19 protein-coding genes and 1 pseudogene are annotated in these 24,301 nt (G+C 68.1%); 8 read left to right on the plus strand and 12 right to left on the minus strand.

Annotated features, from left to right (window positions below; translation table 11 throughout):
• Nucleotides 1-453: 453 nt before the first annotated feature.
• The 5 genes from AC069H_RS08020 to AC069H_RS08040 all read right to left on the minus strand — a co-directional run bounded on the left by AC069H_RS08020 (nt 454) and on the right by AC069H_RS08040 (nt 6,969).
• Nucleotides 454-699 (minus strand): hypothetical protein, encoded by a 246-nt coding sequence (locus AC069H_RS08020; protein WP_340683632.1) that lies wholly within the window; start codon nt 697-699, stop codon nt 454-456.
• Between the two features lie 16 nt (nt 700-715).
• The gene (locus AC069H_RS08025; protein WP_478228575.1) at nt 716-1,606 is read right to left on the minus strand and encodes an AurF N-oxygenase family protein; all 891 of its coding nucleotides are present in this window, start codon (nt 1,604-1,606) and stop codon (nt 716-718) included.
• Entirely contained in the window at nt 1,603-2,484 is an 882-nt protein-coding gene (locus AC069H_RS08030; RefSeq protein ID WP_478231756.1) for a crotonase/enoyl-CoA hydratase family protein, read from the minus strand. The genes AC069H_RS08025 and AC069H_RS08030 overlap by 4 nt, the downstream gene beginning before the upstream one ends.
• Nucleotides 2,474-3,073, minus strand: a complete 600-nt coding sequence (locus AC069H_RS08035; RefSeq protein WP_478231757.1) for a TetR/AcrR family transcriptional regulator — start codon at nt 3,071-3,073, stop codon at nt 2,474-2,476. The genes AC069H_RS08030 and AC069H_RS08035 overlap by 11 nt, the downstream gene beginning before the upstream one ends.
• Nucleotides 3,074-3,402: 329 nt before the next feature.
• Nucleotides 3,403-6,969: a discoidin domain-containing protein gene (locus tag AC069H_RS08040; RefSeq protein ID WP_478231758.1), complete on the minus strand. Its 3,567-nt coding sequence runs from the start codon at nt 6,967-6,969 to the stop codon at nt 3,403-3,405.
• A 259-nt stretch (nt 6,970-7,228) separates the two neighbouring features.
• Between AC069H_RS08040 and AC069H_RS08045 the strand changes: the two are divergent.
• Nucleotides 7,229-9,120 (plus strand): annotated as a pseudogene (locus tag AC069H_RS08045) (GTP-binding protein).
• A gap of 59 nt (nt 9,121-9,179) precedes the next feature.
• A complete protein-coding gene (locus tag AC069H_RS08050) occupies nt 9,180-9,923 on the plus strand; it encodes an ANTAR domain-containing protein (protein WP_478231945.1) in 744 nt (247 codons plus the stop codon).
• On the opposite strand, the gene AC069H_RS08055 is transcribed toward AC069H_RS08050, so the two are convergent.
• On the minus strand, nt 9,920-11,059 hold the full coding sequence (locus AC069H_RS08055) for a Gfo/Idh/MocA family protein (RefSeq protein ID WP_478231759.1): 1,140 nt from the start codon (nt 11,057-11,059) through the stop codon (nt 9,920-9,922). The two genes, AC069H_RS08050 and AC069H_RS08055, sit on opposite strands and share 4 nt — an antisense overlap.
• Nucleotides 11,060-11,146: 87 nt before the next feature.
• Nucleotides 11,147-11,518: a MerR family transcriptional regulator gene (locus AC069H_RS08060; protein WP_478228678.1), complete on the minus strand. Its 372-nt coding sequence runs from the start codon at nt 11,516-11,518 to the stop codon at nt 11,147-11,149.
• Between the two features lie 64 nt (nt 11,519-11,582).
• Between AC069H_RS08060 and AC069H_RS08065 the strand changes: the two genes are divergently transcribed.
• A complete protein-coding gene (locus AC069H_RS08065) occupies nt 11,583-12,809 on the plus strand; it encodes an MFS transporter (RefSeq protein ID WP_478231760.1) in 1,227 nt (408 codons plus the stop codon).
• Here the strand turns inward: AC069H_RS08065 and AC069H_RS08070 are convergent.
• Nucleotides 12,730-13,626: a LysR family transcriptional regulator gene (locus AC069H_RS08070; RefSeq protein WP_478231761.1), complete on the minus strand. Its 897-nt coding sequence runs from the start codon at nt 13,624-13,626 to the stop codon at nt 12,730-12,732. The two genes, AC069H_RS08065 and AC069H_RS08070, sit on opposite strands and share 80 nt — an antisense overlap.
• A gap of 86 nt (nt 13,627-13,712) precedes the next feature.
• Between AC069H_RS08070 and AC069H_RS08075 the strand changes: the two genes are divergently transcribed.
• Nucleotides 13,713-15,041, plus strand: coding sequence for an aspartate aminotransferase family protein (locus AC069H_RS08075; protein ID WP_478231762.1), 1,329 nt, complete (start codon nt 13,713-13,715; stop codon nt 15,039-15,041).
• 448 nt (nt 15,042-15,489) lie between these two features.
• On the opposite strand, the gene AC069H_RS08080 is transcribed toward AC069H_RS08075, so the two are convergent.
• Entirely contained in the window at nt 15,490-16,293 is an 804-nt protein-coding gene (locus AC069H_RS08080) for an alpha/beta fold hydrolase (RefSeq protein WP_478231763.1), read from the minus strand.
• Between the two features lie 14 nt (nt 16,294-16,307).
• Nucleotides 16,308-17,162: a bile acid:sodium symporter family protein gene (locus AC069H_RS08085; protein WP_478231764.1), complete on the minus strand. Its 855-nt coding sequence runs from the start codon at nt 17,160-17,162 to the stop codon at nt 16,308-16,310.
• Between the two features lie 182 nt (nt 17,163-17,344).
• On the opposite strand from AC069H_RS08085, the gene AC069H_RS08090 reads away from it, so the two are divergent.
• Nucleotides 17,345-17,890, plus strand: coding sequence for a DM13 domain-containing protein (locus AC069H_RS08090; RefSeq protein ID WP_478231765.1), 546 nt, complete (start codon nt 17,345-17,347; stop codon nt 17,888-17,890).
• Here the strand turns inward: AC069H_RS08090 and AC069H_RS08095 are convergent.
• A complete protein-coding gene (locus AC069H_RS08095; RefSeq protein ID WP_478228671.1) occupies nt 17,887-18,516 on the minus strand; it encodes a TetR/AcrR family transcriptional regulator in 630 nt (209 codons plus the stop codon). The genes AC069H_RS08090 and AC069H_RS08095 overlap by 4 nt on opposite strands.
• Nucleotides 18,517-18,576: 60 nt before the next feature.
• On the opposite strand from AC069H_RS08095, the gene AC069H_RS08100 reads away from it, so the two are divergent.
• From AC069H_RS08100 to AC069H_RS08110, 3 genes are all read left to right on the plus strand, one after another.
• The gene (locus AC069H_RS08100) at nt 18,577-19,008 is read left to right on the plus strand and encodes an RpiB/LacA/LacB family sugar-phosphate isomerase (RefSeq protein WP_478231766.1); all 432 of its coding nucleotides are present in this window, start codon (nt 18,577-18,579) and stop codon (nt 19,006-19,008) included.
• A gap of 262 nt (nt 19,009-19,270) precedes the next feature.
• A complete protein-coding gene (locus AC069H_RS08105; RefSeq protein ID WP_478231767.1) occupies nt 19,271-20,908 on the plus strand; it encodes a glycosyl hydrolase family 18 protein in 1,638 nt (545 codons plus the stop codon).
• Nucleotides 20,909-20,918: 10 nt separating this feature from the next.
• Complete coding sequence (locus AC069H_RS08110) at nt 20,919-22,277, plus strand: cellulose binding domain-containing protein (RefSeq protein WP_478231768.1); 1,359 nt, start codon at nt 20,919-20,921, stop codon at nt 22,275-22,277.
• 182 nt (nt 22,278-22,459) lie between these two features.
• Here AC069H_RS08110 and AC069H_RS08115 read toward each other — a convergent pair whose 3' ends face one another.
• Nucleotides 22,460-24,229: a chitinase gene (locus AC069H_RS08115; RefSeq protein ID WP_478231769.1), complete on the minus strand. Its 1,770-nt coding sequence runs from the start codon at nt 24,227-24,229 to the stop codon at nt 22,460-22,462.
• Nucleotides 24,230-24,301 lie beyond the last annotated feature (72 nt).

The raw sequence follows: 24,301 nt of genomic DNA on the forward strand, positions 1-24,301 counted from the left end.
ACCCGCAACAGAGTCGTTGTACCGATCTTCGGCGCAGGCATTACGACAGAATGCGCGCTTTGCGTGATCGGAAAATAAAAGGAACGCCCGCCGCGACAGTCTCCGCGGAAAGCGTACGACACGGAACGCCGACCCCCGAGGTCCGTCCGCGATCTTGACCGTATTGACCGGCTCCGCGAACAGGCAACTATCCGGTGAAGAGTTCACCTGCTTGGAGCAAAGTCACTGAGCGTCCACTCGTCGCCGCGCTCCGTGATCAGGACTCATCGGCGGATGATCGCGTCGCACCCGGAGTGTGTTCCTCGCGCGAGCCACCGGCGACGGCGCGAGGAGCCCGGCCTGATAGTCCACCGTGGACGATGTATTCGTCTTTTCTTTGTGCAGAGGGATGTTTCGTCGCCAGGCACCACGCGGACTTCGTCGGCGAAGCCCGCGTGGTGCCTCGACGCCTGACTAGCGCCGGGTGAGGACGCGCTTGCCCAGCCAGCCCGCGTAGACGGCCAGACCCGCGAACCCGGCCTTCCGCGTGGGGCGGGCCGCGATCGCCAGGCCGATGGCGAGTTCGGTGGCGCCGTTGCGGTAGGTCCAGTTGCGGACGTCGTCGGCGAAGGCCATCTTCGTCACAGGTTCGAAGGCCGCCGGGGCGGCGAAGTGGGCGAGGCCGGTCGCGGCGATGCCGAGGCCGAGGAGCTTGGACATGGAGTGCCTTCCTTGTTCAGTCGATGACGCCGGCGCGGCGCCAGAGACGACGGCTGGGGCCGCCGATGAGGCCGATCTCGGTGAAGTGTTCGACGGCCTTGGCTGCCCACGCCGCCTTGGTCCGGCGCCAGTGCGGGTTCGCGGCGGCGGCCTGGCGGGCTTCGCGGGGGTCGAGGCCGACGGAGGTGTATGCCTTGGGGTGCAACAACTCCGACGTCGCGACGTAGGCCATCCCGGCGATCGCCCAGCGGATCAGTTCGCGGCCGACGCGGCCGTGACGCGCCCAGGCCCGGCTCAGTTCGTCCTTGGCGAAGCTGATGTGCCGTGCCTCTTCGATGACGTGGATACGCGAGATCATCCGGATCATCGGCTGCAGGTTGTCGTCGCGCATCATCTCGCGTTGCATGCCGTCGGCGAGTTCCTCGACGTAGATGGCGCCGGCGAACAGCAGCGCCGGGCCGCAGATCGCGCCGAACACCTTGCCCGCGCGGTGCGCCGAGCGGCTCGGGCGCCGGACGACACCGCCGCTCTTCTCGATCGAGCGGGCGAACATGGTGCTGTGACGGCATTCGTCGGCGATCTCGGTAAGCGCGTACTGGGCGTTGTGCGTCGTCGGGTCGCTGTTGTAGACGTGGCGCACGAGGCCTTGCATGAGGATCAGCTCGAACCAGATACCCGACGCCGCCGCGGCCGCGGCCTCCTGACGGCTCAGCTCGGCGCGCTGGTCTTCGTCGAGACGTTCCCACAACTCCGTGCCGTACAGGGAACATCGCTCCGGTGCCTTGCCGTACGCCCCGTCGACGAGCGGCGCGAGCCAGTCGACGTCGACGTCCGGGTCGTAGGAGAGCCGCGCGGAGGAGCGCTGCAGGCGCTCGGCGACGCGTTCGCTTTCGGTGTTCGCGGTCATGACGACCTCCTCGGATCCTTGTGCTCGGGCAGCGGTCCGCCGCCGTCCGGGATGACCTGCCCGGAATCGCGGTAGGCCACCGCCTCGTGGAAACCATCGCGTTCGGCGAACTCCCGGAACCAGCGGCCTTCGGGGCTGTGCCGGGTGATGCCGTCGAAAAGCGTCGCGAGCGTCTGGGTGCCGGAAAGGCCCATGTTGTCGTAGGCCTGGTTGATCATCAGTTTCTGCATCACCAGCTGGTTCGTCGGCACGCCCGCCATCCGGTCGGCCAGTTCCTCGACGGCCGCTTCGAGCCGTCCGGGTTCCACCGCCTCGAGCGCGAGTCCCCATTCGGCCGCGGTGGCGCCGTCGATGGTGTCGCCGGTGAGCAGCATCCGCTTCGCCCGCTGAGCGCCGACGCGGTAGACCCACATCGCGGTCGTCGGGCAGCCCCACACCCGTGCGGGCGGATAGCCGATGCGCGCGTCGGTCGCCATGATCAGCACGTCGCACGACAACGCGATGTCGCTGCCGCCGGCGATCGCGTGGCCCTGCACCTGGCAGACGGTGGGTTTCAGCGATCGCCACAGGCTGAAGAAATCGTCGGTGTTGCGCTTCATCACCCGGTAGTCCTTGACCGGATCCCAGACCGGGCCCTGGTTCCAGCGGCCTTCGGCGTCGTCCTCGGCGAACTGCTTGAGGTCGTATCCGGCGCAGAACGACCGGCCCCCGCCGCGCACCACGATCACCCGGACCCCGTCGTCCTCGTTCGCCAGCTCCACGGCTTGGCGGATCTCGCACGGCATGACGTCGTTGATCGCGTTGAGCCGCTCGGGGCGGTTCAACGTCAGGTAGGCCTTCCGGTCTTCGACGCGGTACGTGAGCGTCTCAAACGCCATCGGAACCTCCCAGCGCACGCAGGGTGAACGTGACCAGCTGCGGGATCGTGTCCGGTCCGCTTTCCCCGGCCAAGGGGCCGACCAGCATTTCCGCGCCCGCGCCGACCAGCGCCGCGGCTGTCGCTTCCGCGTCCTGCGGTGGCAGCAGTCCCCTCGCCACGCCGTCGGCGATGTTCGTGGCGATGACCTCGCGGAACGCGCGGCGGAACACCAGGCGCTCGGCCTCCACCACGGCGTCGACCGGCTCGGCTAGCAGCGCGTACGCCAGCCTCGGCGCCTTCAACGCCCGTCCGGCGAAGGTCTCGATGACGGCGACCACGCGCTCGCGGACGTCACCCTGGGACGCGGCGGCCTCGACGGCGTCGACCTCCCGGGAGACCACCTCGCGGAAGACTTCGACGACGAGGTCGGCCTTGGACGGGAACTGCCGGTACACGCTGCCTGTGCCCACGCCCGCCCGCGCGGCGACCGCGGCCATGGAGCAGCCCGCGTAACCGGTCTCGGCCAGCAGCGCGATGGCCGCGGCGAGTATCTCGCCTCGCTGCGAGTCCAGCCTGGCCTGTGTCTTCGGGGTCCGGCGGTACGGCATGCCAAGGAGTGAAGCACGGATTCCGCTCTTCAGTCCAGCCTCGTGCGTGGCAAGGACGGCTGTTGAGGGGTAAGGCGAATGTGGCATGGTCGGCGCAAGGTGGTCGTGAGTGGCGTTTCGGGTTCTAACCCGAAACGCCACTCACGAGGGACCTGGACCAGCCTGAACGTGCCGTTGCCGGCGTTCTGGTGTCCGTGAAGGCCTCCTTCCCTACCTTGAGCGTAGGGAAGGAGGCCTTCACGGACCCGCGATCGACCGGCAGTCACCTCCGGTAGGTACGCAAGACACCGTTGGCTCTAACCCGAAACGCCACTCACGAGGCGGAGCACTCAGTCGCGGTCGATCGTGAACGTGCTCGTCGTGTTCCGGATGTCCTCGGCGTTGTCGCTCAGGGTGAGCCCGGTGAACGTCGCCGAGCCGACGGCCGGGCCCTGTCCCGGTTCCGGCAGCTCGTTGACCCAGATCCCGATCCCCGACTTCGCGTCGAACTCGTCACCGCTGCGGTGCGCGCCGGTGATCGACACGTTCGTCAGCACCGTGTCCTCGACCGGGTTCTCCGGACGGCTTCCGGTGTACTTGGTCTGGAACATGATGCCGCTGTAGGTCGGGCTCTGGATGTCCACATCGGACACCCGGATACCGCGGAACTCCTTGGAGGCGGAGAACATCCAGATCGCGGGGAACGTCTGCTGCCCCCAGAAATGGCCACCGGTGCGGACCAGTGACACATTCTGGACGGTCGTCGGCCGCGGGCCGAACCCCAGGAACGGGTAGCCGAAGTCGAGCGAGCTGATCGTGATCCCCGAGTACGTCAGCGTGTCCGCGATGTAGAGGTTGCGGAACGTGTTGCTGTATCCGCCGTACACCGCCAGCCCCGCCGCGCGCCACGGAAGCAGCACGGTCAGGTTCTCGAACACGTTGTCGTACTGGTTGCCCGCGTTGAGGTCCGTGGCGGCGAACAGCGCGAAACTGTCGTCACCGGTGGAGCGGGCCTCGTTGTTCGTGACCCGGTTTCCAGTGCTGCCGTTGGTGAAGTTGACCCCGTCGGCGAACATGTCGCGGATCCGCGAGTTCTTCACCGTCGTGTTGTCCACATTGGTCGCCCACAGCAGGCACATCTGGTGCTCCACCCAGATGTCGTCGATGGTCATGTTCGTGACGTTCGTGAAGTTGAAGACCTTGCCGGGACCGTCGATCCGGGAGGTGTAGTTCCCGAACACGGCGAACCCGCCGAACGTCGAACCGCTCGCGCTCGCCTGCGCGTCGAAGCCGATGTCGGTGTTCTCCTGCCCGCTCGGAGCGGTGAACCTCGTGAACCACGGCCCGGCGCCGAGCACCTTGATCGGCTTGCCGTACACGGTCACCTTGCTCGTCATCGGATACTGCCCCGGCGGCAGGAAGACACCGGTGAGGTTCGGGTCCTGGCGCACCTTGTCCAGGGCGGCCTGCACGTCCTGCTGCGTGAACCCGGCCGGGACGGCGTAGCGCGCCGGATCCGGATTCGCGGCCGCGGTGGCCAGCTCGAAGTTCACGAAGTCGATCGCGTAGTTCAAGCCGTTGCCGTCGTCCTTCTGCAGCTTGATCTTGTGCCCGGCGGGCACTGTGGCGCCGAGCAGCATGCTGGCCTCGTCGTAGATGTGGCGAGCGGGCCCGGCTCCCGGAGAGTTCTGCGGAGAGGCTTCGGGACCGTAAAGCCACGCGTGGCGCGAGGTCAGGTCGATGGCCTTCAGGAACGTGCCGTCGACGTAGACGTTCAGCGTCGAGTTCTGCCCGCCGCCACCCGCGGCGTCCGGCATCGAGAACCGGGTCACCAAGGTGTTCGTGGCCGCGCGGGTGGTGAACTCGACCGAGGAGCCGGTCGAATTCAGCGTCACGGCCTTGCGGCCCGACGCCTCGCCCGCGAGATCGCCGATCTTCCGGTTCGGGCCGATCACGGACGCGCCGCCGGCGACCACGCCGTCCTCCGCCTCGTACATGTCGTAGGGCATGTTCGCGCCGCGGCCGACGAACAGCGCTTGCGTACTGGTGTTGTTGCCCTGTTTGGCGGGCAGCTCGTTGGCGTCGTTCGCGACGACGGTCTTGACCGTGTACCGGCCGTTCCCGGCCGTCCAGGTGCCGACGTTCACCGGCGGCGCGGTGGCCCCGGCCGGGATCGCGCCGGTGTACGAGCCGGTGAGTGTCTTGACGACGGCACCGTTCTGGTCCGCGATCGTCACCGTGACGCCGTGGGCGCCGCCCGCCGAAGCGACCGTGCCCTGGTTGCGCACCGTGGCGGCGAAGGTGACGGTGTCACCGGCCGTCGGGTTGTTCGGCGACCAGGCGGTGGCCGCGACGAGGTCCGAGCCGGCCACCGGACCGACGACGAGCGCCGTCGCGCCGGTGTAGGAGTTGTTGCTCTCGTCCTGCTCGACGACGGAGTTGGCCTCGTCGACCTTCGCGGTGAGCTGATGGCTGCCCGTCTCCCTGGTGCCGATGTCCGCCGACACCGTCGCGGACGCACCGGCCGCGAGCGCGCCGACCTGCGCCGTACCTGCCTTCGCCGTGCCCAGGTAGAGGTTCACGTTCGTCGCACCCGAGGCCGACGTTCCGGCGTTGCGGACGGTCGCCGACACGGTGATCGCGTCGGTCTCCACCGGGTTCTGAGGCGACCAGGACACCCCCGAGACCGTCAGATCGGGGTTCGGCGCGGGAACACCGAAGACCTGGAACTCCGCGGCCTGACCGCCGGGGGCACCGGAGTTGGCGGTGATCCGCAGGCGGACGTCGGCGGCGCGGCCACCGGCCGGGATCGTCACGGTGTTGCCGCTCGCGGGAGTGAAGGTGTACGTCTGCGCGGGCACCACTGTGGTGAACGCGGCCGCACCCTGGTCACGCCCTTCGACGGCGATCGTCTGCGTGCGCTGTGCCCACACGGGATCGGGGTTGAGCTTGACGACGATCCGGTCGAGGTCGGCGTTGGACCCGAGCGCGACGGTGAGCAGGTTCGGGTATGCCGCGCCCTCCCAATAGGTGGTCACGGAGTCGTCGTTGGCGTTGGCCGCGACATAACCGTGCTGCACCGAAGACGCCGTGATCGGCTTGCCCAGCGCGAGATTCGCCCCTGCCCGCGTACCGGTCCTCGTCACCGTGCCGCTGCTCGGCGACTGGTTGCCCGCCGCGTCGCGGGCCCGCACGGAATAGGCGACCGTCGCGCTCTCCGGCTGGTCGTCGGTGTAGGTCAGGACGTCCCCGGCGACGCCGCCGCGTGGCTGCCCGTTCGCGTACACGTCGTAACCCGTGACTCCGGTGTTGTCGGTCGACGCCGACCACGTGAGCCGGATCTTGCCGCTCGACGGCTCGGTGTAGGCGAGGTTCCCCGGCGCGGACGGTGGCTGCGTGTCCCCGCCCGCGGGAGCGCGCACCTCGAACTCCGAGAGCTGCGCCGCGGGCCAGCCGGTGTTGGCGGTGATGTTCAGCCGTACGAACCGGGTGTTCCCGGTGACGTCGAGGGTGACCGTGTTACCGGTCGCCGGGTCGAACCGGTGCCCGGCCGACGGCACGAGATCGCTGAAGCTCGTGCCGTTCGCGCTGCCCTGCACCGAGAAGGTCTGCGTGCGGGCTTCCCAGCCCGATGGCAGTTTGAGCACGAGCCGGGCGATGTTCGTGGCCGCGCCGAGGTCGGCCTGGATCCATTGCGGGAACTGGTTGTTCGTGCTTTCCCAGTAGGTGGCTTGGTTGCCATCCCCGACGTTCGAAACGGCGTAGCCGGCCAGCTGGCTGCTGGCGGTGTACATCGCGTCGGCGGCTTCGGCGGCGGCAGGAGTCGCGAGGTTCGTTGGAGCTTCGCTCGCGGCTACGGCGGGTGGGGCCAGAAGAAGGGACAGGGCGGCGTACGTCAGAAGGCGCCTCGTTCTCATGACATTCCTCTGTTCCGGGAGGGGACTGAGCGGATTCTTCCTGACTCTTGTCATGTTATTGCGCTGAAATGTTCAAGAATTACAGCCCACTGAGCGCCACAAGTCAACGCCCGGCCTTAAATCGCGTGACCGGCCGGAAACACGCTGCTAACGTCCGGCGCGACCAGGCGCTTTCCCGGAAAGAAGGAGAACGGCGTGCGCCGAGCTGTCGAGTCCCCGAGCCGTACGGACCTTTCGACAGCCCTGGAGCCGTTCATCCATGGAGTACCTGAACCTGGGAATCCTCGCCCACGTCGACGCCGGTAAGACGAGCCTGACGGAGCGCCTGCTCCATCACACCGGTGCCATCGGCACCCTCGGACGCGGCGACGCCGGGAACACCCACACCGACACGATGGAGCTGGAACGCCGTCGCGGGATCACGATCCGCTCGGCCGTCGTGGCCTTCCGCGTCGGCGACCTGCACGTCAACCTGATCGACACGCCCGGCCACCCGGACTTCATCGCCGAGGTCGACCGTGCGCTGCGGGTGCTCGACGGCGTCGTTCTGGTCGTTTCCGCCGTCGAGGGGGTGCAGGCACAGACCCGCGTGCTCATACGCGCGCTCGCCCGCCTGCGGATCCCCGTGCTGTTCTTCGTCAACAAGGTCGACAGGGCGGGCGCTCGCCACGACGGCCTTCCAGCCGAGCTCGCCGAACGCCTCGGCGTCGCCTGCGTGCCGATGTCCGAAGTCGACGGCATCGGCACGGCGAGCGCGAAGGTCCGGCCGATCTCACCATCGCCCGGGCTGGCCGAACGACTGGCCGAGCACAGCGACGCCTTCCTCGCCGCGTATCTCGAAGACACCGTGACGGCCGAGGACCACCGGGCCGAGGTCGTCCGACAGACCCGGCTCAGCCACGTCTCCCCCGTATTCTTCGGCTCCGCGCGCAGCGGCGAGGGGATCGCCGAGCTGACTTCCGGTATCCGCGAATTCCTTGCCGGAGCGGCGAAACCGGTGCCGGACAGCCGGTTGCGCGCCACGGTGTTCAAAACCGAACGCGGCCGCGCGCACGAGAAGATCGCCTATGTCCGCGTGTTCTCCGGCGAGATCGGCGCGCGGGACCACGTCCGGTTCCACCGCCCGGGCGGGGCGGTCACGGCGGAAGGGAAGGTGAGCTCGGTGCACGTCTCCGAACTCGGCGACGAGACCGTCGAGGGCCGCGCGCGAGCCGGTCAGATCGCCAAGGTCACCGGGCTCAAGGAAATCCGGATCGGCGACCTCATCGGCGTTCCCGAGGGCGAGGACGCCACCACGCGGTTTCCGCCGCCCGCCTTGGAAACCGTGGTCAGCCCCGCCCTGCCCGCCCAAACGCCCGCCGTGTTCGCGGCCTTGCGGGAACTGGCGGAACTGGATCCGCTGATCACCGTCCGGCAGGACGACGAGACCCGCCGGATCTCGGTGCGGCTCCAAGGCGAGGTGCAGAAGGAGAGATCATCGCGGAGACGATCGCCGCTCAGCACGGCCTCGACGTCACGTTCAGCCTCACCCGGCCGGTCTGTGTCGAACGGCCGATCGGCACCGGGCATTCGGTGTGGTTCATCACGGAGAAACGGAATCCGTACTTCGCGACGCTCGGGTTGCGAGTCGGCCCCGGCGCGCCCGGCTCCGGGCTGACCTTCGGCCTCGACGTCGAACTCGGCTCCCTCCCGCTCGCCTTCCACAAGGCCATCGAGGAGACCGTCGACGCGACGCTGCGGCGTGGCCCGTCCGGCCGGGAGGTCATCGACTGCGTGGTGACCGTCACCCACACCGGCTACTTCAGCCCGGTCAGCGCGGCGGGCGACTTCCGCAAGATCACCCCGTTCGTGCTGGAAGAAGCGCTCCGGGAGGCGGGGACCGAGGTGCTCGAACCGGTCAGCCGGATCGAGGTGGAACTGCCCGCCGATTCGGTGACCGCGACACTCTCCCGGCTGGTCGAACGCGGCGGCACCGTCACCGGCTCGGTGGCGCGGGGCGACCGGGCCGAGCTGACGGGTCTCCTGCCCACGGGAGAGGTCGCCCGGTTCGAGCAGCGGTTGCCCGGGCTCACCCGCGGCGAGGGCCTGATGAGCACCGAACCGGCCGGTCACCGGTCACGGGTTAGCCCGAATCGGCCAATGCCCGGCTAGCCGGAACGAGTACGTTCTTGGTGGTCGGCGAAATCCGCCGTCCGAGGGAAAGGGCCATGATGGATCAGTTTCGCGACACCGCTTCGGCGTTGCGGGAGCTCACCGAGTCGATGCGGCTCGACGAGTCCCGCGACGAGTTGCTGGAACGGGTGGCGAAGAAGGTGGTCGGGCTGCTGCCGGGCGCGGACGCGGCCACGGTGACGCTGTACTCCGACAACGAGCCGAGCACCGTCGCCGCCACCGACGAGTCCCTGCTGGCCCTGGACAAGGCGCAGTACAGCGCGGACGAAGGCCCCTGCCTGAAAGCCGCCGAGAGCGCGTCGATCGTCCGCACCCTGCTGGACGCCGACGCGGCCGCGCGCTGGCCGGATTTCGCGGCCGCCGCCGACCAGCTCGGCGTGCGGACCGCGCTGGCCTGCCCGTTGTTCGTCCCCGGCGAATCCCACGTCAAGCGGCGCGAGACCGAGCCGCTGGCCGGTGCCCTCAATGTCTGGAGCTTCCAGGAGAACGCCTTCGACCCGGTCGAGGCGGCCCTGATCGCGATGTTCACCTCGGCCATCTCGGCGATCATCCTGACCGCGTCCCGCTGGGCCGCCGCCGAACGACAGGCGGAGACCCTGGTCACCGCGCTGGAGACCAGGGACGCCATCGCCACCGCGAAGGGGATCGTGATGGCACGTCTGGAGCTGAACGCCGAGGAAGCCTTCCGCTGGCTTACCGAGGCGTCACAGCACACGAACCGCAAGATCCGGGAGATCTCGGTGCTGATCGTGGAAGACCCGGGAGCGGTTTTCGGGCGTTAGGCCAGGGAGACCCGGCGGTTCTCGCGCGAGGACTCCAGGCCGGCTTCCGCGAGCCGGATGCCGCGCACGCCCGCCATGAAGTCGTAGGGATGCGGCGCGTCCTCCACGACGTGGCGGACGAACTGCTCCCACTGTGCGCGGAAACCGTTGCCGAAGTCCTCGTTGTCCGGCACTTCCTGCCACTGCGAACGGTACGACCGCGTCTCGGCGAGGTCCGGGTTCCACACCGGCTTCGGCGTCGCCTCCCTCGGCTGGATGACGCATTTGTGCAGGCCCGCGACGGCGCTGCCGTTGGTGCCGTCGACCTGGAACTCGACCAGTTCGTCGCGGTGGACCCGCACGCACCAGGACGAGTTGAGCTGGGCGATGATCCCGCCTTCGAGCTCGAAGATCGCGTACGCGGAGTCGTCGGCCGTGGCGGCGTAGCGGTCGCCCTTCTCGTCGACGCGCTCCGGGATGTGCGTGACGGCCTTCGCGGTCACGGCGTTGACGGCCCCGAAGAGGTTCTCCAGTACGTAGTTCCAGTGGCAGAACATGTCGACGACGATGCCGCCGCCGTCTTCGGCGCGGTAGTTCCAGCTGGGGCGCTGCGCCGACTGCCAGTCGCCCTCGAAGACCCAGTAGCCGAACTCGCCGCGCACGGACAGCACTTGGCCGAAGAAGCCGCTGTCCATCAGGCGCTTCAGCTTGAGCAGGCCGGGCAGGTACAGCTTGTCGTGGACGACGCCGTTCTTGACCCCGGCCGCCTCGGCGTGCCGCGCCAGGGCGAGCGCGCCTTCGACCGACTCGGCCACCGGCTTCTCGGTGTAGATGTGCTTGCCCGCGTCGATGGCACGGACGATCGACTTCTCGCGGACCGCGGTCAGCTGCGCGTCGAAGTAGAGCGGGAGGTCGTCGTCTCCGAGCGCGGCGTCGAGGTCGGTGGTCCAGCGGGTCAGGCCGTGGCGGGTGGCGATCTCTTCGAGCTTGTCCGCGTTGCGCCCCACCAGGACCGGCTCCAGCTGAACCCGCGAACCGTCGGCCAGCTCGACCCCGCCGGCCTCCCTGATCGCCAGGACCGAGCGCACCAGGTGCTGCCGATAGCCCATCCGCCCGGTGACGCCGTTCATCACGACGCCGAGTTTCCGCGTGGTCATCCGTTCTCCTTTGAAAGCGCTTTCCTGTCCACATCCTGAAAGCGCTTTCTCGCCCTGTCAAGGCCGTGCGAGGAAAGTCCCTTCGGCTCAGGACGCCGGGTCGTAGGCGCGGACGGCGTCGAGGTACTCGGTGATGGCGTCCCGGTTGCGGAGCAGGCATTCGGCACGCCGGGTCATCCGGTCGCGCTCGGCTTCCAGGGTTCCGAGCATCTCCGGGGTCGCGTCCGGGAAGTAGATCTGCCGGGGTTTGTCCAGGCACGGCAGGATCTGCTTGATGATCCGGGTCGGCAGCCCGGCGTCGAGCAGGCCGCGGACCTGGATGACCCGGTCGACCGACGGCTCGGCGTAGTCGCGGTAGCCGTTGGGCAGCCGCTCCGAGACGATGAGTCCCTGCTCCTCGTAGTACCGCAGCAGACGGCGCGACGTGCCCGTCCGCTCCGACAGCTTCCCGATCCGCATGTGCGCCACCTCACCCCGGCCGACTTGACCTTCACATCTATGTGATGGTTCGAGCATACGGAGCATGACCGCGAAACTCCCACTCGGCGCGCTGCTCGCGCTGACCACGGCGGCGTTCGTCACCGTCCTCACCGAAGCCCTGCCCGCGGGGGTGCTGCCCGCGATGAGCGCCGGCCTCGGCGTCGGCGAAGCGGCGACCGGGCAACTGGTGACGGTGTACGCCCTCGGCACCGCGCTGACCGCGATCCCCCTGTCCGCCGCGACCGCGGGCTGGCGCCGCAAACGCTTGCTCCTGACCGGAGTGGCCGGTTTCGCCGTCGCCAACACGGTCACGGCGCTGTCCACGAACTATCCCCTGACCCTCGGCGCGCGGTTCGTCGCCGGCATCGCGGCGGGCGTGGTCTGGGCCCTGCTGGCCGGCTACGCCCGGCGGCTGGCGCCGGAACCGGTGCGGGGCAAGGCGATCGCCGTCGTGATGACCGGCATCCCGCTCGCGCTCTCGCTCGGCATCCCCGCCGGCACCTTCCTGGGCGGCCTCTTCGGCTGGCAAGTGACGTTCTCGCTCATGTCGGCGCTCGCGCTCGGCCTGCTCGGCTGGATCGCGCTGGCCGTCCCCGACTTCCCCGGGCAGGACAAGGGCGGCAGGCTCCCGGTGCGCCGGACCCTCGCCGTGCCCGGCGTGGCCGCGGTCCTGTTCGTGACGCTGACGTTCGTGCTGGCGCACAACATCCTCTACACCTACATCGCCACCTTCCTCGGACACGTGTCGATGGGCGGCTCGGTCGATCGGATCCTGCTGGTGTTCGGGCTGGCGTCGATGGTCAGCATCTGGTTCGTCGGCCTCTTCATCGACCGCCGGCTGCGTCCGCTGACCGTCGGCGGCACCCTTCTCGTGGCGCTCGGAGCGACGATTTTGGCTCTGCCGGGTGAAAACCCGGCACTGGTCTATCTCGCGGTGACACTGTGGGGGCTCGGCTGGGGTGGCATCCCGACGCTGCTGCAGACCGCCGCCGCGCAGGCGGGCGACAAGGGCGGCGCGGCGGATATCGCGCAGGCCATGCTGGTCACCCTGTGGAACGCGGCGATGGCGGGCGGCGGGATCGCCGGTGGCGTCCTCCTCGACGGCTTCGGCGCGGGGTCGTTCCCCTGGAGTGTCCTGGTGCTGCTCGTGCCGACGCTGGCCGTGGTGCTGGTGGCGCGGCGGCACGGGTTCACAGCGGCAGTTCCGGATGACTCCGGATCGCCTCGAGAACCAGGTCGACGGCGGCGCGAGGCGCGGACCCGCGCCTGATCGCCGCGGTGATGGAGCGGTCGACCGGCGTCGCGAGCTCACGGGTGGCGACGCGGTAGCGCCGGTCGACGGCGAGGCCGGGCAGGAGAGCGATCGAAAGCCCGGCCTCGACGTGCTGCAAGGTCATCATGTAGTTGCTGAACCGGGCGATCACGCGCGGCTCGAAACCGGCTTCGCGGCAGAGCCGGGTGGCGAGGTTCGCCATGTACGACTGGGGGACGTCGAACGCCCAGGGCTCGCTCGCGTAGGCGGCGAGGTCGGCGGGGCCGCGGCCCGCGGCCGGATGACCGGGCGGGACGACGAGCACGATCGGGTCGGTCGCGAGCGGTACGAGTTCGACGTCGGGCCCCAGCGGCTGCTCGACGAAGTCCGTGGTGGTGATGATGACGTCGGCGTCACCGACGCGGAGCGCGGGCATGCTCACGTGCGGTTCGAGTTCGAGCAGTTCGATCTGCAGGCGCGGATGCGAGCGCGCCAGCCGGTTCACCGCGGGGACGGCGATGGTGTGGATCGAACTCTGGAAGGCGCCGAGGCGGACGAGCCCCGCCGGTCCCTCACCCAGACCGCGCAGCTCGGCCTCGACGGTGTCCATGTGGTCGAGGATCTCCCTCGCGCGGCGGGCCAGCATCCGCCCGGCCGGAGTCAGCCGGACGCGGCGACCGGTGCGCTCCAGCAGCTGCGTGCGCGTCTCGGCCTCGAGGACCGCGAGCTGCTGGGACACGCTCGACGCGCTCAGGTTGGCCGCTTTCGCGACCGCGCGGACGGTGCCGAGCGTGTCCAGCTTGCTCAGCAGGCTGAGCCTCCAGGGGTTGAGCATGGCGCCATTGTTGTACGGATCAGCCGCACAGCACAGCCGGAATCGCGAGATGGACGTGTCGCTCGGCGGGGACTTACCGTCGAGACATGGCTGCTCCCATCACCGACCTGTCCACCGCCGACCGTTTCTGGGCCGACGCCGACCGGCACCTCGTGCGCTACGCCGGGGCCGGCGACTTCACCCGCGAGATCATCGACCACGCCGCCGGGAGCTACCTGTTCACCGAGTCCGGGCGGCGGATCCTCGACTTCACTTCCGGGCAGATGAGCGCGATCCTCGGGCATTCGCATCCCGAGATCGTCGAGACCGTACGACGGCAGATCGGCTCGCTCGACCATCTGTTCAGCGGGATGCTGAGCCGCCCCGTCGTCGACCTCGCACGACGATTGGCCGAGACGTTGCCGTCACCGCTGGAAAAGGCGCTGCTGCTGACCACCGGCGCGGAGTCGAACGAGGCCGCGATCCGGATGGCGAAACTCGTGACCGGGAAGCACGAGATCGTGTCGTTCGCCAGGTCGTGGCACGGGATGACGCAAGCGGCGGCGAACGCGACCTACAGCGCGGGCCGCAAGGGCTACGGGCCGACCGCTCCCGGTAACTTCGCCATTCCCGCGCCGAACGCCTATCGGCCGGACTTCCTCACCCCGGAAGGGGAACTGGACTGGAAGCGGCAGCTGGACTTCGGGTTCGAGATGATCGACGCCCAGTCCGCCGGCAGCCTCGCGGCGTGCATCGTCGAACCGATCCTCAGTTCGGGCGGGATCATCGAACCACCGGTGGGGTATTTCGCCGCTCTGCGAGAGAAGTGCCGCGAACGCGGGATGCTGCTGATCCTCGACGAGGCACAGACCGGCTTGTGCCGCACGGGAAACTGGTACGCGTTCGAACGCGACGGCGTCGTCCCCGACATCCTCACGCTCTCCAAGACGCTGGGCGCCGGACTCCCGCTGGCGGCGGTGATCACCAGCGCGGAAATCGAGCAGGAGGCGCACGACCGCGGCTACCTGTTCTTCACCACGCACGTCGCGGACCCGCTGGTGGCGGCCGTCGGGAACACCGTGCTCGACGTCCTCACCCGCGACCGGCTCGACGAACGCGCCACCGAACTGGGTGCCTTCCTCCGCCGCGGTCTCGACGACCTCGCCGCCCGTCACCCCGTCGTCGGCGACATCCGCGGGCGCGGTCTGCTGGTCGGCGTGGAACTCGTCGTGGACCGAGCCACGAAACGCAGCTCCGACGAACTCGGCGCGCTCGTCACGCGGCGGTGCCTCGAACTGGGGCTGCACATGAACATCGTGCAGTTGCCGGGGATGGGCGGGGTCTTCCGGATCGCTCCCCCGCTGACCGCGACCGAGGACGAACTGGCGGAAGGGCTGGCCGTGCTGGATCAGGCGATCGGGGAAGCAAGCACGTAAGAGGCAAGTCGGTCGTGGGGCGCGCTGGTCGTGAGTGGCGTCTCGGGTTCTATAGAGAGGTAAGGCAAACGTGGCGTGCCGGAGTCGGCGGCAGGAGCGGGACTCGTCGACGAGACACCTTCCGGACTGTCCATAAGGGACGTTTTCCGAGGTGTCAGTGCCCGAGTTGAGCGATTCGTGCGGTTTGGCGAGGGGGTCGTGAGTGGCAAAGAGGGTTATTGAGGGGTGAGGCAAACGTGTCGGGTGCGGTGGGCGGTCCGCTCATGGCCGCCTTCGATCGTGTCGCGAAAGCCACGTCGGCGGCGTAGCGAAGGGCCCCTTCCCTACCTTCAGAGTAGGCAAGGAGGCCTTCACCACCACCTGGGTCGATCACTTTGAACTGACGGTGCGAAAGTGGCTTTCGCAACACGCCACATTTGCCTTACCCCTCAACAACCCGAAACGCCACTCACGACCCACTGAACTCGCGAAGCAACCGAGCGACCTCGCCCGGCCGCTCCAAGAACGGCGAGTGCCCGGCGTCCTCCACGACCTCCACGCGGGCCCCTGCCGCCGAGTACCGCGCGAAAGTCTTGTCACAGTCGTAAAAACGGTCCCGTCGCCCGAGAATCACCAGGCACGGCAACCCCAAGGCCGCCACTTGCGCATCGAGAGGACGAAACGCGAGTAGTCGCGCACGTTCCACGAGCACCACCCGGGCCATCGCCGGCGCGGTGACGGCGTGATCGGCCAAGTCCCGCAAGGGATCGTCGAACCAGCCGCCTCGGCGGAACCGGGAAGCGAACCGGACCCATCGCCGATCGGCGACCCGCCGCACCAGCGCGCTGACCATCGGCAGCAGCACCGAACTGCCCGGTGGAAAGGACGCGTAGCTGTAGTCCGGCGCCTGTCCGATCAGCACCAGGGAACCGACTCGCGGGGAGATCGCGGCCAGCGCCAAGGCGACGTCCGCACCGAAAGAGTGCCCGGCGACCAGGACATCCTCGACGCCCAGCGCATCGAGGACGGCGGCCACCATGAGCCCCTGTGACGCCGCGTCGAAACCCGACGAACCACCGGTGCACCCATGTCCCAGCAGATCCACCCGGATCACCCGATGTCGCGCGGCCAGGCCGAGGGTGAGCCTGTCGAACCAGTGCACCGACCCGCAATACCCGTGCAGCAGCACCAACGGCGGCCCGGCACCGTCCTGCCGGACGTGGACGGCGACGCCGTTCACGTCGAGGAATTCACCGATGGGGGAACGAGGCACTCCCCCAAATTAGCTCAGACCGGCGTGCTCTCCCTGCTGCGGGACAACAGGAACGCCGCGATCCCGGCGGGAAGGAACATGAGCACGCCGTAGATCCCGGCGGGTACGGCCATCGCCTTGTCACCGAGCACGGAAATCGCCACCGCGATCGCGAGCGTGGCGTTGTGGACACCGATCTCCATGGCGGACGCGATCGACTGCCCGCGGTCCACCCGGAACAGCCGCGGCACGTAGTACCCGATCACGAGGCTGAGCACGGAAAGCGCCAGCGCCACCGGACCGAGCGTCCAGATGTTGTCCACCAGCGTCCGGAATTCCTGCGCGATCGCCGCCGCGATCACCAGGACGAGCACCACGGCGGAGCCGATCTTGACCGGTTTGCGCATCCGCTCGGCCCAGTCGGTGAACCGGTGCCGCACCGCCATCCCGATCACGACCGGGATCAGCACGATCGCGAACACCTGCACGAACTTCGCGGGCTGGAGCCCGACCGAGGCGCCGCCGTCGAGGAATTCGGCCATCGACAGGCCGACCACCAGCGGCAGGGTGAACACGGCCAGTACCGAGTTGATCGCCGTGAGCGTGACGTTGAGGGCGACGTCGCCGCCGGCGAGGTGGCTGAACAGGTTCGCCGAGGTCCCGCCGGGCGAGGCGACGAGCAGCATCATGCCGACCGCGAGCACGCCTTCGAGGCCGAACACCACGATGAGGCCGACGCAGATCACGGGCAGCACGATCATCTGGCACACCAGCGCGATGACGGCTGCCTTCGGGTACTTCAGCACGCGCGTGAAGTCGCCGACGGTCAGGGTCAGCCCCAGCCCGAACATGACGAGTGCCAGCGCTACCGGCAGGAGGATGGAAAACATCGCCGAACCCATCGAGGGGCCTCCGTCCGATATGCCCTTTTCAGATCGGCAATCGTGTCAAGCGGCGTGAACGGGGTCAAGGTACCGAAACCCAGCCGTGACCCCGCCCGATCGGCGCCGTAAGAAGTCGGTAACCAGGCGAACCGGGCGATCCGGACGGTTCGCGCGGTTGAATGTCCCCCATGAAACGCAAGCGGGTGCTCGCCGTCGTGGCGGCCGGACTGATGGTGGCGGTGGCCGCGGGCCTCTACTGGTTCCAGCCGTGGAAGCTCTGGGTGAACGAAACGGTCCAGGAGGCCTTGCCCGTCGTCGCCCAGTCCTCGGCTCAGCCGACGGCTCAACCCTCGGAAAGTGCCACGTCCGCCCCGAAAGAGCCCTCGGTCGTGGCCACCGGCGAACTGATCAGCCACGAGCACGCGACCAGCGGCAAGGTCCGGATCCTGCGCGCGGCCGACGGATCGCTGGTGCTGCGCCTGGAGAACCTCGACACGAGCAACGGGCCGGATCTGCGGGTCTGGCTCACCGACGCGCCGGTCATCCCCGGTAAGGACGGCTGGTTCGTGTTCGACGACGGCGCGTACGTGAGCGCCGGGAAACTCAAGGGCAACAAGGGAAATCAGAACTACACACTGCCCGCGGGCACCGATCTGGCGCGCTATTCGAGTGTGACCATCTGGTGCGAGCGGTTCAGCGTCTCCTTCGGTGCGGCCGCGCTGACCAGGGTTTAGGCGAGCCGGTCCACGGCGTACTCCATCTCCGCGCGGACGGCACGCAGGTCGATGCCGCCGGGATCGATGATCGAGGCCACGGCGATCCCCCGCAGCTGCCCGACCAGCGCCGCCGCGTACGCGTCCGGGTCGCGGACGCCCGTGATGGAGCCGTCCGCGATCCCGGCGGCGACGGTCTGCGCGATGGCGAAACGGTACCGGCGATCGGCCTCGGTCATCGCCGACCGCACCGCCGGATCGCCGACGGTCGCGTCCGTCCAGAGCACCACGAACGCCCGGTTCAGCGGCGGCATGTCGGTGAGCAGCTCGAAGAAGACGTCCAGCAGGGCGCGCAGCATGTCCATCGGGCTCGGGGTCAGCCCGCCGGTCCGGGTGGCGACGGCGGCGCTGAAGACGTCGGCGAACTTCTCCGCGGCGAACTCGACGAGCCGCTGCACCAGCGTCTCCTTCGAACCGAACAACTGGTAGACGACGCCGCTGGGATAGCCGGTCCTGGCGCAGATCATGCCGATCTTCAGCCGGGCGAAACCTGCCTCGCCGATCAGGCGGGCGGCGGTGTCGAGAATCCGTGTCCGTGCGATCTCCTGGTCACGCTGGACCTGGTGCTCCTCCGCAGACGAGTCCACGCCGCGATCCTCCCATGACTTCCGGTTCGTCACCCGTCGACGCGGCGTTACGATCCGGACATGAGGATCGCCTTCGCCGCCGACGACCGGAACGCCACCACGGACGCCGTCCAGGCCTATCTCGCCGAGGCGGGCCACGAGGTGTTCCGCCCGTCGACTTCGGATGTCTGGCCGGAGCTCGGCGCGGCGGTGGGCAGAGCGGTCGCGGAAGGCGAGGCCGACTTCGGCGTGGTGATGTGCTGGACCGGGACGGGTACGGCCATCGCGGCCAACAAGGTCCCCGGCGTCCGCGCGGCACTGGCCTGGGACACGTGGATCGCCGCGGGCGCGCGCAAGTGGAACGACGCCAACGTGCTGGCGCTGAGCCTCAAGCGCCTGGCCCCCGACGTGGCCGTCGAAATCACCGACGTGTTCCTTTCCGGTGTCCTGCCCGACCCCGACGAATCGGCGAATATCGCCCGGCTCGGCGAAATGGACGATTTTCGCCGATAGGCGGCACCGAACCAGTGAACGGTTAACGCTGTCGAACGTATTAGGCCGTTCGCAGGAAAATCACCACTCTACGTAGTGATGCTTCCCATATTGGTCCAGACCACGTACCGTCTCCCGCAACAAAGCGTTCTCCCGTGGAGGTGGTCGATGAAGACGCATCCCCGCCTGCCCGGCTCCGGCCGCGGCAACGCGATGTCGCTGATTTCCCTTTGACGAAATCATCTCCAAGATCATTTCCCTGCACCGGGTTGTAAGGAGTGAAATGTCGAGAAAAAGATGGCATCTGGTCGGCCTGTTCACGGCCGTGGCGGCGCTGGCGGTCGGTCTGGTGACCGTGCCGGCGAACGCGGCCGGTGGCGTCGGAGCCACTCTGACCAAGGGGTCGGACTGGGGCTCCGGCTGGGAAGGCAAGTACACGATCACCAACAACTCGGGATCGAGCCTGTCCAACTGGACCCTCGAGTTCGATCTCGCGGCGGGCCACTCGATCGCTTCGCTGTGGGACGGCAGCTACACCGTCTCCGGCCAGCACGTGACCGTCAAGAACACCTGGAACGGCAACCTTTCCAACGGCGGTTCCACCAGCTTCGGCTTCAACGTCAAGTACTCCGGCGCTTACACCGCGCCCGCCAACTGCAAGATCAACGGCGGCTCGTGCGACCCGGGCGGCGGTAACCCGACCACGACGCCGACCACGCCGACCACCACGACGTCCAATCCCCCGACGTCGACGAGCACCAGCAACCCGCCGACCACCACGACTTCGAACCCGAACCCGGGCGCGAAGAAGAACCTCGGCTACTTCGTGCAGTGGGGCGTCTACGGCCGCAACTATCACGTGAAGAACATTCACACTTCCGGTTCCGCGGCGAAGCTGACGCATATCAACTACGCGTTCGGCAACGTCACCAACGGTTCCTGCACCGCGAACGACGACACCTACGCCGACTACGACAAGTTCTACGACGCGGGGTCCAGTGTGGACGGTGTCGCGGACTCGTGGGACGCGGGCGCGCTGCGCGGCAACTTCAACCAGCTGCGCAAGCTGAAGAAGATGTACCCGGGCCTGAAGGTGCTGTGGTCGTTCGGCGGCTGGACCTGGTCCGGCGGCTTCGGCCAGGCGTCGAAGAACCCGGCCGCGTTCGCGGAATCCTGCTACAAGCTCATCAAGGACCCGCGCTGGGCCGACGTCTTCGACGGTATCGACATCGACTGGGAGTACCCGAACGCCTGCGGTCTCACCTGTGACACCAGTGGCCCCGCCGCGATCAAGAACGTGGCACAGGCGCTGCGCACCAAGTTCGGTTCTTCGTTCCTGGTCACCGCCGCGATCACCGCGGACGCCAGCAGCGGCGGCAAGATCGACGCCGCCGACTACGGCCCCGCTTCGGCGTACTTCGACTGGTACAACGTCATGACGTACGACTTCTTCGGCGCGTGGGCGGCGCAGGGACCGACGGCCCCGCACTCGCCGCTGACCTCGTACCCCGGCATCCCGCAGCAGGGCTTCACCTCCGACGACGCCATCCAGAAGCTCAAGGCCAAGGGTGTACCGGCGAGCAAACTGTTGCTGGGTATCGGTTTCTACGGCCGAGGCTGGACCGGCGTCACCCAGGACGCCCCGGGCGGCACCGCGACCGGCGCGGCACCGGGCACCTACGAGGCGGGCATCGAGGACTACAAGATCCTCAAGAACAGCTGCCCGTCGACCGGCACCATCGCGGGCACCGCGTACGCGAAGTGCGGCAACAACTGGTGGAGCTACGACACTCCCGCGACCATCAACGGAAAGATGGGCTGGACCAAGAACCAGGGTCTCGGCGGCGCGTTCTTCTGGGAACTCAGTGGTGACACCTCCAACGGTGAGCTCGTCACGGCCATGCGCAACGGCCTGAACTGAGAGGTTGACAGTGGCTGAGCGGACTTGGATCCAGGCCGTGGGCCTGGCCGCCGCTGCCGCAACGGCCGGCGCGGTCCTCGTGATCGCGCCGGCCTCCGCGGCCGGCGGCGTCGGCGCCGCCTTCAGCAAGGGCTCCGATTGGGGCTCCGGCTGGGAAGGCAAGTACACGATCAGCAACAACTCCGGATCGAGCCTTCCTTCGTGGACGGTCGAATTCGACCTCCCCGCGGGGCACTCGATCGCTTCGCTGTGGGATGGCAGTTACTCGGTCTCCGGGCAGCACGTGACGGTGAGGAACACCTGGAACGGCAACCTTTCCCACGGCGGTTCCACCAGCTTCGGCTTCAACGTCAAGTACTCCGGGGGCTACGTCGCCCCGGCGAACTGCAAGATCAACGGTGGGTCCTGCGATCCGGGCGGGGGCGGTCCGACCACGACGCCGACCACCACGACCACGACCTCTCCGACGACGACCACGAGCAACCCGCCGCTGCCCGGCGGCCGTGGCGCGCCGTACCTGTACATGGGCTGGGGCAGCCCGCCGAACCCGCAGACGGTCATGAACGCGACCGGGATCAAGTGGTTCACGATGGCGTTCATCCTGTCGTCCGGTGGGTGCAATCCCGCTTGGGACGGCAGCCGTCCGCTGCAGGGCGGCGTCGACGCGAACGCGATCGCGCAGATCAAGGCCGCGGGCGGGCAGATCGTGCCGTCCTTCGGCGGGTGGAGCGGCAACAAACTCGGCCCGAACTGCTCGACGCCGGAAGCGCTCGCCGGGGCCTACCAGAAGGTGATCGACGCCTACGCTCTCAAGGCGATCGACATCGACATCGAGAACACCGACGAGTTCGAGAACGCGGTCGTGCAGGACCGCGTGCTGAACGCGCTGAAGATCGTGAAGGCGAACAACCCCGGCATCCAGACCATCCTCACCTTCGGCACGACGACCAGCGGCCCGAACTCCTGGGGCAACCGGCTCATCGACCAGTCGAAGGCGCTGAACGCCGGGATCGACGTCTACACGATCATGCCGTTCGATTTCGGTGGTGGCGCGGACATGTACGGGAACACCATCCGGGCCGCGAACGGCCTGCGGGACAAGCTGAAGTCGACCTTCGGGTGGAACGACGCCACGGCGTACAGCCACCTGGGCATCAGCGGGATGAACGGTCTTTCGGACCAGCGGGAGCTGACGAGTCTCGACACCTGGACTCGGATCACCGAGTGGTCCAAGACCAACAAGATCGCCAGGCTCGCGTTCTGGTCGGCCAACCGTGACCGGGGCTGCCCGAACGGCGGGGTCGCCGAGAACTGCAGTGGCATCGCGCAGAACGATTGGGACTTCACGCGGATCACCGCGGCCTTCTGACGTCCCCTTCGAACCGCGGGCCCGCACCGATGCTGCACGGTGCGGGCCCGCTCCTTTCTCCCGCAATTAGTCCTCTGAATGCGGGAGGCCGCGAGCCGGTCCGTGAAGGCCTCCTTCCCTACTTTGAGGGTAGGGAAGGAGGCCTTCACGGAAAGTCAGAACGCACCCCATGCGCGGAGCGGTCAGGGCAGGGCGTTCAGGAACGGCTCGTGGGCGTTCTGGAACTCCCACCCGTAGTACCGATCCCAGTTGATCGACCACGTCATCAGCCCCCGCAACGCGGGCGAAGCGCCGCCGCGCAAGGAATACGACCCGCATCCGGAGTTCTTCACCAGGCAGTTCAGCGCCGCATGCACCGCCGCCGGCGCGGTGTGCCCGTTGCCCGCGCTCACCGCGGCCGGCAGGCCGAACGCGATCTGGTCCTCACGCAGCCCCGGGAACCGGAAGCCGGTCGAGGACACCGTGAAGCCCGCCTTGATCATGTCGGTCATCGCGATGTGGAAATCCGCGCCGCCCATGAAGTGGTACTGGTTGTCCAGCCCCATCACCGGCCCGGAGTTGTAGTCCTGGACGTGCAGCACGGTCAGCGCGTCCCGCAGCGCGTGGATCACCGGCAGGTACGAGCCCGTCCGGTTGTCGGCGCCGCCGAGGCCGCCGTAGTACTGGTATCCGGTCTGCACGAAGAACGTCTCCGGCGCCATCGTCAGCACGAATCCCGCGCCGTACTTCGCTTTCAACGTCTTCAGCGCCGAGATGAGGTTGACGATCACCGGCGTGGTCGGGTTGCGGAAGTCGTTGTCGCCGGAGTTGAGATACAGCGAGTGGCCCTCGAAGTCGATGTCGAGCCCGTTCAGCCCGTACCGGTCGATGATCGCGGACACCGAACCGACGAACGCGTCGCGTGCCGCGGTCGTGGTCAGCTGCACCTGTCCGTTCTGGCCTCCGATGGAGATCAGGACCTTCTTGCCCTGCGCCTGCTTCGCGCGGATCGCGGCGATGAAGTCCGCGTCGCTTTCCACGGCCGGGCATTCCGCGACCGGGCACCGGGTGAAGCGGATGTCGCCGGAGGTCACCGAGGTCGGCTCGCCGAAGGCCAGGTTGACGATGTCCCACGCCGCCGGGACGTCGGCCATCCGCGTGTAGCCGGAACCGTTGGCGAAACTCGCGTGCAAGTAGCCGATCAGCGCGTGCTTCGGCAGGCCGGTATCGACGCAACCGGAGGTCGTGGCGCCCGCCTCCGTGGTCTTCGGCGATTCGCCCGCGCTGTTGTACGCGGCCACCGAGTAGTTGTGCGACGAACAGGCCGTCAGTCCCGAGATCGTCGCCGAAGTGCCGGTCACCGTCGCGACCACGTTCCCGCCCTCGTACACGCGATAGCCGGTCACCGTCCCCGCCGAGGCGCCCCACGAGAGCGCGATCGACGAGTTCGTCACCGTGCCCACGGCCGGACTTCCCGGCGTCGGCGGTGCTCCAGGGCTGCCACCGCCGGGTCCGTCGAGGCTGATGTCGTCCGCGTAGAAGGTGCCTGACCCGTACCAGCCGTGGACGTACACCTCCGCCGTCGTCTGTGTGGCCGCCGTCGTGAACGAAAGCGACAGCTGCGTGTAAGAGGTCGCCGCGGTCCACGTCGACGGCCCGCCAGTGACCCCGAGATACACCGGGTTCCCGTTCACCCAGGCCGAAACCGCGTAGGTCGTGTTCGGCTGGACGGATACCGTCTGTGCGCACTTGCCGATCGTCGAGCCGGGCGTCACCGCGACGGCATGACCACCCGAACGGACCGGTGTGCTCACGGCCGCGCCCGCCGCGCAGGACCAGCCGGACGTCGAACCCGCCTCGAAACCGGGATTGAGGAGCAGGTTGGCCGCGTTCGCGGTGCCGCCGCCCGTTATCAGGCCGGTGAAGGTGAGCACCAAAACGGCCAGGAAAGCCAAGGATCTGGAACGCCTCATCGCGATTCCTCCGTGAAAGGGCGGCCTGCCGCCGCGCTGGGCTAATTGTCTAGACCAATCTGGCGAAAGTCC

This window comes from Amycolatopsis sp. NPDC043887 (genome assembly GCF_056435665.1).